Annotated in this window: 6 protein-coding genes; 3 read left to right on the forward strand and 3 right to left on the reverse strand. The window is 60.9% G+C overall.

What is annotated here, in order from left to right; genetic code table 11:
- Positions 1-920: 920 nt before the first annotated feature.
- Positions 921-3,008 (forward strand): LTA synthase family protein, encoded by a 2,088-nt coding sequence (locus tag QMX97_RS31250; protein ID WP_065904285.1) that lies wholly within the window; start codon positions 921-923, stop codon positions 3,006-3,008.
- Positions 3,009-3,080: 72 nt separating this feature from the next.
- On the opposite strand, the gene QMX97_RS31255 is transcribed toward QMX97_RS31250, so the two are convergent.
- Positions 3,081-3,233: a DUF3309 family protein gene (locus QMX97_RS31255; RefSeq protein ID WP_015885095.1), complete on the reverse strand. Its 153-nt coding sequence runs from the start codon at positions 3,231-3,233 to the stop codon at positions 3,081-3,083.
- A 328-nt stretch (positions 3,234-3,561) separates the two neighbouring features.
- On the opposite strand from QMX97_RS31255, the gene QMX97_RS31260 reads away from it, so the two are divergent.
- Both QMX97_RS31260 and csrA read left to right on the forward strand, forming a co-directional pair.
- Positions 3,562-4,383, forward strand: coding sequence for an SDR family oxidoreductase (locus QMX97_RS31260; protein ID WP_065904286.1), 822 nt, complete (start codon positions 3,562-3,564; stop codon positions 4,381-4,383).
- Positions 4,384-4,547: 164 nt separating this feature from the next.
- Entirely contained in the window at positions 4,548-4,751 is a 204-nt protein-coding gene (gene csrA / locus QMX97_RS31265) for a carbon storage regulator CsrA (RefSeq protein ID WP_065904288.1), read from the forward strand.
- 10 nt (positions 4,752-4,761) lie between these two features.
- Here the strand turns inward: csrA and QMX97_RS31270 are convergent, their stop codons facing one another.
- Positions 4,762-4,989, reverse strand: coding sequence for a YheU family protein (locus QMX97_RS31270; protein WP_003192759.1), 228 nt, complete (start codon positions 4,987-4,989; stop codon positions 4,762-4,764).
- Positions 4,990-5,049: 60 nt separating this feature from the next.
- Positions 5,050-6,234, reverse strand: coding sequence for an osmoprotectant NAGGN system M42 family peptidase (locus tag QMX97_RS31275; RefSeq protein ID WP_065904290.1), 1,185 nt, complete (start codon positions 6,232-6,234; stop codon positions 5,050-5,052).
- Positions 6,235-6,501: the final 267 nt, after the last annotated feature.

The raw sequence follows: 6,501 nt of genomic DNA on the forward strand, positions 1-6,501 counted from the left end.
CCTCCCCGCGCCGCGTTCAAGTATGGGGGTGCGGGCTTGCCGGCGAAAGCGGTGGGTCAGTTGCTGGAGAGGGTGGCTGGTCTACCGCATTCGCGAGCAAGCCCGCTCCCACATTTGGGATGTATTTCAAGGTTGGAGCCGAGCTGTACCGTCCGCTCAAATGCCGCAGCACCCCGAATCCCAAGCCCGAACAGCGATCAAAACTGTGGGAGCGGGCTTACCCGCGAAAGCGGTGGGTCAGTCGCTGCTGGGGGTGACTGATCTGGCGCCTTCGCGAGCAAGCCCGCTCCCACATTTGGGGTGTATTTCAAGGTTGGAACCGAGCTGTACCGTCCGCTCAAATGCGGCAGCACCCCGAATCCCAAGCCCGAGCAGCGATCAAAACTGTGGGAGCGGGCTTGCCCGCGAAAGCGGTGGGTCAGTCGCTGGAGAGGGTGGCTGATCTGGCGCCTTCGCGAGCAAGCCCGCTCCCACATTTGGCTTGTATTCCAAGGCTGGAATCGGGTTGTACCACCCGCTCAAATGCCGGTGCAGCATCTCGAATCCCAAGCCCGAACAGCGATCAAAACTGTGGGAGCGGGCTTGCTCGCGAAAGCGGTGGGTCAGTCGCTGCAGAGGGTGGCTGGCCTGGCGCCTTCGCGAGCAAGCCCGCACATTTATGTTTCGAAATATTCTGCGCACACAATTTTCACATCCCATCCAAGACAATTCGCCCGCTCAAACCTCCCAGCCAAAGGCTCTATCTCAACTGCCATTAAAGGCGGGGCAGGGGTGCACGTTCAGTAATTAATAGCCTTGCCGGCTTTGATCGGGCACCATTTGCGCCACCGCGTTAACCGCCTACCCCAGCCAGCCTGGGCGAGGGACGGACGCCACTGCATTATTTCGCAACTTAAACTTCCAATGGGTCCTGAAACGACATGGCAAACCCGGACGCCCTGAGTCAGCAGCGAGCTTCTAATCGCCTGCTGCAACCGACCGTCAAATCCCATCTGGCTTACACGCTGCTCTGCGCACTGGTCATGATGGTGATGTTCTCGCTGCTGCGCCTGGCGCTGCTGGTGTACAACCGCGAGATGATCCTCGACACCCCGGCCTCGACCTTCCTCGAAGCCTTCGCCAACGGCCTGCGTCTGGACCTGCGCCTGGTGGTGTACCTGATCATCCCATTGCTGCTGGCGCTGTTCAGCGTACGGGCGATGGCGGCACGTGGGTTCTTCCGTTTCTGGCTGACCGTAGCGTCCAGCATCGCGCTGTTCCTGGGCCTGATGGAAATGGACTTCTACCGCGAGTTCCACCAGCGCCTCAACGGCCTGGTCTTCCAGTATGTGAAGGAAGACCCGAAAACCGTGATGAGCATGCTCTGGTATGGTTTCCCGGTGGTGCGCTACCTGCTGGCATGGGCCGTGGGCACGTTGATCCTGAGCATCGCGTTCAAGGGCGCCGACCGCGCCACTCGCCCGCGCGGCCCGTTCAGCGGTGGCAGCATCGGCACCCGCCAGGTCGCACCGTGGTACAGCCGCATCGCGGTGTTCGTGGTCTGCCTGCTGATCGCCGTGGTCGCCGCACGTGGCACCCTGCGCCAGGGCCCGCCGCTGCGTTGGGGTGATGTCTACACCACCGAATCGAACTTCGCCAACCAACTGGGCCTCAACGGCACCTTGTCGCTGATCGCGGCCGCGAAGTCGCGCTTCTCCGAAGACCGCTCGAACATCTGGAAGGCCACCCTGGATCAGCCACTGGCGACCCAGACCGTGCGTGACATGCTGGTGCTGCCGCAGGAAAAGCTGGTGGATGCCGACATCGCCGCCGTGCGCCGTGACTACACGCCACCGGCCGAGAAGACCCTGCCGATCAAGAACGTGGTCGTGATCCTGATGGAAAGCTTCGCCGGTCACTCGGTCGGCGCGCTGGGGCGTCCGGGCAACATCACGCCGTACTTCGACAAACTGTCCAAGGAAGGCCTGCTGTTCGACCGCTTCTTCTCCAACGGCACCCACACCCACCAGGGCATGTTCGCCACCATGGCGTGCTTCCCGAACCTGCCGGGCTTCGAATACCTGATGCAGACCCCGGAAGGCAGCCACAAGCTGTCGGGCCTGCCGCAGTTGCTGAGTGCGCGCAAGTTTGACGACGTGTATGTCTACAACGGCGACTTCGCCTGGGACAACCAGTCGGGTTTCTTCAGCAACCAGGGCATGACCAACTTCATCGGCCGCAATGACTTCGTCAACCCGGTGTTCTCCGACCCGACCTGGGGCGTGTCCGACCAGGACATGTTCAACCGTGGCCTGGAAGAGTTGAAAGCCCGCGAAGGTGGCAAGCCGTTCTACGCGCTGCTGCAAACCCTGTCCAACCACACCCCGTACGCATTGCCGACGCCGTTGCCGGTCGAGAAAGTCACTGACCGTGGCAGCCTCAACGAGCATTTGACGGCCATGCGTTACTCCGACTGGGCCCTGGGCCAGTTCTTTGAAAAGGCCCGCAAGGAGCCGTACTTCAAGGAAACCCTGTTCGTGATCGTCGGCGACCACGGTTTCGGCAACGAACAGCAAATCACCGAGATGGACCTGGGCCGCTTCAACGTGCCGATGCTGATGATTGCACCCGGCATGCAAGAGAAGTTCGGCGAGCGTGACCACACCGTGGGCACCCAGATCGACATCGTGCCGACCATCATGGGCCGTCTCGGTGGCGACACCCTGCACCAGTGCTGGGGCCGTGACCTGCTCAACCTGCCGGAAGGCGACAAGGGCTTCGGCGTGATCAAGCCGTCCGGCAGCGACCAGACGGTAGCCTTGGTCACCGCCGACCGGATCCTGGTATTGCCCAAGGAAATGCCGCCGAAACTGTGGGAATACGAACTCGGCGCCAACCCTACCGGCAAAGTGATCCCTGAATCGCCGGACGAGGCTGCACTCAAGCAGCGACTCGAGTCGTTCCTGCAAACCGCCACCAAGAGCCTGCTGGATAACACTGCCGGCGTGGTGAATGGTAAGCCGGACTAACTAACCGGCAATAAAAAAGAGGCCTTTTTCAAGGCCTCTTTTTTTTGCATCTTTTTTAATACCGGGTGGCGGTTATATCCGACCCAGCAGCAACAGCACCAACAGCACCACCAGCACTACACCGAGGATACCCGACGGGCCATAACCCCAGTTACGCGAGTGAGGGAACACTGGCAGACCACCGACCAGCAACAGGATCAGGATAATGATCAGAATGAGGCTCATAGTTTTTTTCCTTATAGGCCTTCTGCAAAGACCGGTTATTTAACGAGAGGCCCGTCATTTAAATTCGGACGCCTTAACAACTCCGACTGCACCACGACAGAGAAAATTCCGTGTTTTTTTAAAGCATTTCGCACACAGGCTTATTTCTTTTAATGCGTTCGCAACTGCAGCTCATTAGTTGAAAAAGATTGAACTTAGGCTATACGCCGGCATCCGACCCGGCCTGCGGTTTGCCTGGGGCATTCATCAATCTGATGGTGCGTGGGTGCAGGAAAAACCTTCGCTACACTGCCGGTCACTTCTTCTGTGAACCACAAGGCTACTTCCTATGCAAAATCGCATGATGATCACTGGCGCCGGGTCCGGCCTGGGTCGTGAAATCGCTCTGCGCTGGGCCCGTGAGGGGTGGCAGTTGGCCTTGTCGGACGTCAGTGAGCCGGGCTTGCAGGAAACCCTCAGGCTGGTGCGAGAGGCCGGTGGCGAGGGTTTTATCCAGCGCTGCGACGTGCGCGACTACAGCCAGCTCACCGCGTTTGCCCAGGCCTGCGAGGTGAAGCTGGGCGGCATTGATGTGATCGTCAACAATGCGGGCGTGGCCTCGGGTGGGTTCTTCGCCGAGCTGTCGCTGGAGGATTGGGATTGGCAGATCGCGATCAACCTGATGGGGGTGGTCAAGGGCTGCAAGGCGTTTCTGCCGCTGCTGGAAAAGAGCAAGGGCCGCATTATTAACATTGCGTCGATGGCGGCGTTGATGCAGGGCCCGGCCATGAGCAACTACAACGTGGCCAAGGCCGGTGTGGTGGCCTTGTCGGAGAGCCTGCTGGTGGAACTCAAGCAGCAAGAGGTCGGGGTGCACGTGGTGTGCCCGTCGTTCTTCCAGACCAACCTGTTGGATTCGTTTCGCGGACCGACCCCGGCAATGAAGGCGCAGGTGGGCAAGTTGCTCGAGAGTTCGCCGATCTCGGCGGCGGACATTGCCGACTACATCTACCAGCGGGTGGCGGCGGGCGAGTTCATGATCCTGCCCCATGAGCAGGGGCGGATGGCGTGGGCGTTGAAGCAGAAGAATCCACAGTTGCTGTACGACGAGATGACAGTGATGGCCGACAAGATGCGCGCCAAGGCCCAGGGTCAAAGCGCCAAGGCTTGAACCCAGGCTGGCCGGTGAGGGCGCTACCGAAGGCAATATTTCATCAGGTCTGTCAGGCAAATTACCAACGTTTGTAGGTGCTGGCTGATTTGTTTGCAAGCCATTGATGGCGCCCATCCATGCGCGCATGGTCAAGGTCCTGAGACTCGAAAAGGACAACGACCATGCTGGTATTAAGCCGTACTGTCGACGAAATCATCTCCATCGGCGACACCATCGCCGTGCACATCCTCGAGGTGAACGGTACCCAGGTGAAATTCGGGGTAGAGGCACCGACCGGGGTGCATGTTCATCGTGCCGAGGTCTATCAGAAAATCCTCGAGCGCCAAGGCGCTGCCACCCATCCGGTGCTGGTGCCCAACCCCTGAATAACCTCGGTCAGTCGAACAGATGCTTGGGCACATCGTGCTTGAGCATCAACTGGCACTGCTCGCTTTCCGGGTCGAACACGATCAATGCCTGGCCCTTGGTCAGCGCCTGGCGCACGCGCAATACACGGGTTTCCAGGGGCGTGTCGTCGCCATTGTCGGTGCCGTCACGGGTGACGAAATCTTCGATGAGGCGGGTCAGGGTGTCGACTTCAAGCGCGTCGTAGGGAATCAGCATACAAGCCTCACATAGAGAATCCCGGCGATGCTACTGCGCCGGGACTCCAGTTGCCAGTATTCAGGACTTGTTGCCCACCAGGCTGTCCACCGACGGCACGCGGGTATCGCTTTCCATCTGTGTTTCATGCTCGATCTGGTGACTGAACCGATCCAGTGAACCCTGGGCCGGCTGGGCGTCGCTGGCGAACACGGGCGGGCTGAGGATGTAGGCGCTCAACAGCCGGCTCAGGGCAGCGAGGCTGTCGATATGCGTGCGCTCGTAGCCATGGGTTGCATCGCAACCAAACGCCAGCAGCGCGGTGCGGATGTCGTGGCCGGCGGTCACGGCCGAGTGAGCATCACTGAAGTAGTAGCGGAACAGGTCGCGGCGCACCGGCAGTTCGTTATCGGTTGCCAGTCGCAACAGGTGCCGCGACAGGTGATAGTCATACGGCCCGCCGGAATCCTGCATCGCCACGCTCACGGCATGCTCGCTGGAATGCTGGCCGGGGGCGACCGGGGCGATATCGATGCCGACAAACTCGCTCACATCCCAGGGCAGGGCAGCCGCGGCGCCGCTGCCGGTTTCCTCGGTGATGGTGAACAGCGGATGGCAGTCGATCAGCAACGGCTCGCCGCTGTCGACGATGGCCTTGAGGGCCGCGAGCAGGGCGGCGACGCCGGCCTTGTCGTCCAGGTGACGCGCGCTGATATGCCCGCTCTCGGTGAACTCCGGCAGCGGGTCGAACGCCACATAGTCGCCAATGCTGATGCCCAGGGAATCGCAGTCGGCGCGGGTCGCGCAGTAGGCGTCCAGGCGCAATTCGACGTGGTCCCAGCTCACCGGCATTTCATCCACGGCGGTGTTGAACGCATGCCCCGAGGCCATCAACGGCAGCACGCTGCCACGGATCACGCCGTTGTCGGTGAACAGGCTGACGCGGCTGCCTTCGGCAAAGCGGCTCGACCAGCAACCTACCGGCGCCAGGGTCAGGCGACCGTTGTCCTTGATCGCGCGCACGGCGGCGCCGATGGTGTCCAGGTGTGCGGAGACGGCGCGGTCGGGGCTGTTTTTCTGGCCCTTGAGGGTGGCGCGAATGGTGCCGCGCCGGGTCATTTCAAACGGAATGCCGAGCTCTTCAAGGCGCTCGGCGACGTAGCGCACGATGGTGTCGGTAAACCCGGTCGGGCTGGGAATGGCGAGCATTTCCAGCAAGACTTTTTGCAGGTAATTGAGGTCCGGTTCGGGGATGGTTCGAGTCATGAAAACTCCTCGTGAGGTGAGCGCGCTATTGGAGCGAGCGGGCTTACGGTGGCAAGTGGGACCTGTTGTGGTAAGCAGGCGATGGGTGGCACTTATTGTTTGTGGCGAGCGGGCTGGTGGTGTCCTGGCGAGCGGGCTAATTGTGGTGAGCGAGTTAATTGTGGTGAGCGGGCTTGCCCCGCGTTGGGCTGCGAAGCGGCCCCAAAACCTGCCAGTCAGTTCTGGCTGGAAAAACGCGGCGCCTGGATGGGGGCTGCTTCGCAGCCC

The organism is Pseudomonas sp. PS01298 (assembly GCF_029959745.1).
GTDB lineage: Bacteria > Pseudomonadota > Gammaproteobacteria > Pseudomonadales > Pseudomonadaceae > Aquipseudomonas > Aquipseudomonas aylmerensis.

Bases quoted from the DNA above. Each gene is read 5' to 3' on its own strand.
- QMX97_RS31250 (WP_065904285.1), top strand. From the start codon at position 921: ATGGCAAACCCGGACGCCCTGAGTCAGCAGCGAGCTTCTAATCGCCTG.
- QMX97_RS31255 (WP_015885095.1), bottom strand. From the start codon at position 3,233: ATGAGCCTCATTCTGATCATTATCCTGATCCTGTTGCTGGTCGGTGGT.
- QMX97_RS31260 (WP_065904286.1), top strand. From the start codon at position 3,562: ATGCAAAATCGCATGATGATCACTGGCGCCGGGTCCGGCCTGGGTCGT.
- csrA (WP_065904288.1), top strand. From the start codon at position 4,548: ATGCTGGTATTAAGCCGTACTGTCGACGAAATCATCTCCATCGGCGAC.
- QMX97_RS31270 (WP_003192759.1), bottom strand. From the start codon at position 4,989: ATGCTGATTCCCTACGACGCGCTTGAAGTCGACACCCTGACCCGCCTC.
- QMX97_RS31275 (WP_065904290.1), bottom strand. From the start codon at position 6,234: ATGACTCGAACCATCCCCGAACCGGACCTCAATTACCTGCAAAAAGTC.